Source organism: Chitinophaga sp. (assembly GCF_039596135.1).
Classification (GTDB): Bacteria; Bacteroidota; Bacteroidia; order Chitinophagales; family Chitinophagaceae; genus Chitinophaga.
On sequence record NZ_JBCNKH010000135.1, the window covers coordinates 1 to 2967 of the forward strand.

Consider the following 2967-nt stretch of genomic DNA (forward strand, 5'->3'; position numbering starts at 1 on the left):
CAAAGGCCCAAGTAGGTTTAGGAAACGTAGACAACGTGCAGCAAGCTACAAAAACAGAATTCAACGCACACAATACAGATTCCACACGCCATATCACGGGCACAGAGCGTTCAAATTGGAATGCGAAGGAAACGACTACAGGGGCGCAAAACAAAGCTGATACAGCTGAAAAAAATGCAAAAACGTATACTGATCAACACATTAATGATAAAAGCAACCCTCATGGGGTGACAAAAGATCAAGTCGGGCTCGGTAATGTTACCAATGACAAACAGGCAACCAAAACGGAGTTTGACGCACATAACTATAACCAGATTCGACATATTTCTGATGCAGAGCGAACCAAGTGGAATGCGGCTCAGTTATCAAAATTAACACAAGACAATGGTTTGATGAAAAACTTGTCAGGCGTGGATTTCAATACTGTTATTGAAACAGGGTTTTATTATATGACTTCAGCTTCAACCGCACTGAATGCCCCTGTGAATAGCAATGGTTATTTATTGGTTTACAATTACGGCACCTATCCATATCAGGAATTCACAGCATATACCAGTGCTACAACCTCTATACCTGATAATCGGCGGAAATTCATAAGAAATAAGGTGAGTGGATCAGATAACTGGACGCCTTGGATGGAAATCGAATACTCAGCAGGAGCCCAAGCGAAGGTTAATATCCATGAAAATAAAACAGACATTCATGTAACGAAAGAAGATAAGAACAAGTGGAATAATGGACAACTCTATCAATTGACAACCCAAACCGGTCAGCGAATAAAAATAACTAAAGGACAGAACCTTTTTGATTATCCGACTGGCTTTTATTTTGGGGCAGGTGTTGTAAATCATCCAGGGGATGATGATGCTGCCTGGTACTATTATGATATTACAGATGTTCCTGCCGATCTTGCCCCACCTCAAGGGTTAAAGAAAATTGTCGCAACAAGATCCTATGATAACCGTACATGGATTGGAACAAAGCATAAAGAGGGAGAATTCACTGGGTGGCGAGAGGTTGTTACAGACTTAGATTTTATAGAGACGCCGTGGGTAAATGTTCCATACAAAAACGGAGCAACTTCAGGTGATAGACCTTTACAATACCGTAAAGTCGGAAACACGTTGCATCTTAATGGTCATGTTCTTACTGATAGGGAGGTTGTTTTTGCGAGCATCCCGTCTTCCAGCGCCCCGAGCAAAGGAATTGTAAAAATGGTTGCAACCAGCGGCACGACCGGTTATAGCAAGATTATTATATATGCATCTGGTGATATGAAGCTAACAGGTATAATGGCAACTACTGAGTCAAAGGTCAATGGATATTATATAGATTTAGTTGTACCTCTAACCTAAAGAAAGGAGGGATAAGCATGAAATTAATATACCCATATGGTGAGGATAAAATCTATTTAGGAAGGCCGATAGAGTTACAACTCGATAGGGATACAGGAAGGTATATTATCCCGGCGAATGCTACTGATATTCCTCCCGAAATAAATGGAGAGGGTATGTGGCGGCCTTTATTCGATGAGGAAAAACAAACATGGGTTGAAACTGCTGATGAAGAATACAAAGAGCAGCTAAAACAAGGCAGTATTCCTGAAACCAATCCTATAGCAGAACAGCTTGCAACACTTGGGCAGCAGTTGGCAGACGAAAAACTGGCAAGAAAACAGGCTGAGCTGGCTCAAAATGCTTTAGGCGTACAATTGACTGCGGAAGTGCTAGCAAGAAAAGAAGCAGAAACTTTGAATCAATCTTTAGGTGAGCAAGTTGCATCTTTAAAATTAGATGTTCTCTATTTAAAGGGAGGTATGACAAGTGAATCTTAATTTCTGGGTATTTGCGTTGTTCTACAAATGGGCCACAACTGCCATGGTAAAGCAGGCTATGGCATTTAACGATTGTTCCGTTGATGACTTGAAAGAAGGTGTTCAGGCACAATACATTACACATGACCAATACCAAGAAGTAACAGGTCAACCATACGAGGAAACGACAGAAGCCAGTCAATAAGGCTTTTTTATTTTGCCTCTAAGGAGGTGAAAAACGTGAAATAGATATAAGGGGGGCGTACTAATGTCAGAAGTGACGGAGGTACCAGATGTGCATGCATTACAAAAAGAGATAATGGAAATGAAGGCAGGCCAGAAAACGATCGAACAGCGTGTAAATGTTCTTGAACGCGTTTCTGATAGACAAGACCAACAAATCATGACATTAAACGAAAAACTCAACAAGATCGAAGAGAATACAACTTGGATCAAACGCACAATAACTGGCGCTATCATTACAGCGGTATGCACTGGTGTTATTGGCGGCGCAATCGCTATTTTTTATACTGTTTTGCAAAAATAAGGAGGAAAACACAATATGAAAAACTTTGACAAAGGCACGGTCATTCGGACGGTGCTTCTTTTGATTGCACTTATCAACCAATCAATGCTGATGCTTGGCAAATCACCTTTGGATATTACGGAGGATCAGGTGAATCAGCTTGCGGATGCGCTGTACACTGCGGGCTCTATAGCCTTTACTATTGGCACGACATTTACTGCATGGTTCAAAAACAACTATGTGACTGCAAAAGGCCATCAGCAAAAAGCTGTCCTGAAAAATCACAATCTAACCAAGTGAGCTGCCAGCTGGCGGCTCTTTCTAATTCAAAAACAGAATAGGAGAGATCATTTATGACAATCGCGGTGAAAAAGAACCTTGTATCAGAAGCAAAATACGCTTTAAAATGCCCTAATCCGATGACCGCGGAATACATCACCATTCATAACACTTACAATGATGCATCTGCTGCTAATGAGGTCAGCTATATGATCGGAAACACAAGTTCAACGAGTTTCCACTTTGCTGTTGATGACAAAGAGGTAAGGCAGGGCATCCCAACAGATCGCAATGCATGGCACACAGGAGACGGCAAAAACGGCACCGGGAACCGTAAGTCTATTGGCGT

Annotated in this window: 5 protein-coding genes; all 5 read left to right on the forward strand. The window is 41.5% G+C overall.

Annotated features, from left to right (window positions below):
• On the forward strand, positions 1 to 1355 hold a 1355-nt coding region (locus ABDW16_RS31190), incomplete at its 5' end, for a pyocin knob domain-containing protein (RefSeq protein ID WP_343675377.1).
• A gap of 17 nt (positions 1356 to 1372) precedes the next feature.
• Positions 1373 to 1834, forward strand: a complete 462-nt coding sequence (locus tag ABDW16_RS31195; protein ID WP_259013319.1) for a hypothetical protein — start codon at positions 1373 to 1375, stop codon at positions 1832 to 1834.
• A 247-nt stretch (positions 1835 to 2081) separates the two neighbouring features.
• Positions 2082 to 2360, forward strand: a complete 279-nt coding sequence (locus ABDW16_RS31200) for a hemolysin XhlA family protein (protein ID WP_015382961.1) — start codon at positions 2082 to 2084, stop codon at positions 2358 to 2360.
• Positions 2361 to 2375: 15 nt separating this feature from the next.
• A complete protein-coding gene (locus ABDW16_RS31205) occupies positions 2376 to 2639 on the forward strand; it encodes a phage holin (protein WP_259013315.1) in 264 nt (87 codons plus the stop codon).
• 119 nt (positions 2640 to 2758) lie between these two features.
• Positions 2759 to 2967, forward strand: a 209-nt coding sequence (locus tag ABDW16_RS31210) for an N-acetylmuramoyl-L-alanine amidase (RefSeq protein ID WP_343675378.1), incomplete at its 3' end; no start/stop codon positions are given.

What these genes read in the sequence shown, in the direction of transcription:
- ABDW16_RS31195 (WP_259013319.1), top strand. Translation starts at nt 1,373, where the DNA reads ATGAAATTAATATACCCATATGGTGAGGATAAAATCTATTTAGGAAGG.
- ABDW16_RS31200 (WP_015382961.1), top strand. Translation starts at nt 2,082, where the DNA reads ATGTCAGAAGTGACGGAGGTACCAGATGTGCATGCATTACAAAAAGAG.
- ABDW16_RS31205 (WP_259013315.1), top strand. Translation starts at nt 2,376, where the DNA reads ATGAAAAACTTTGACAAAGGCACGGTCATTCGGACGGTGCTTCTTTTG.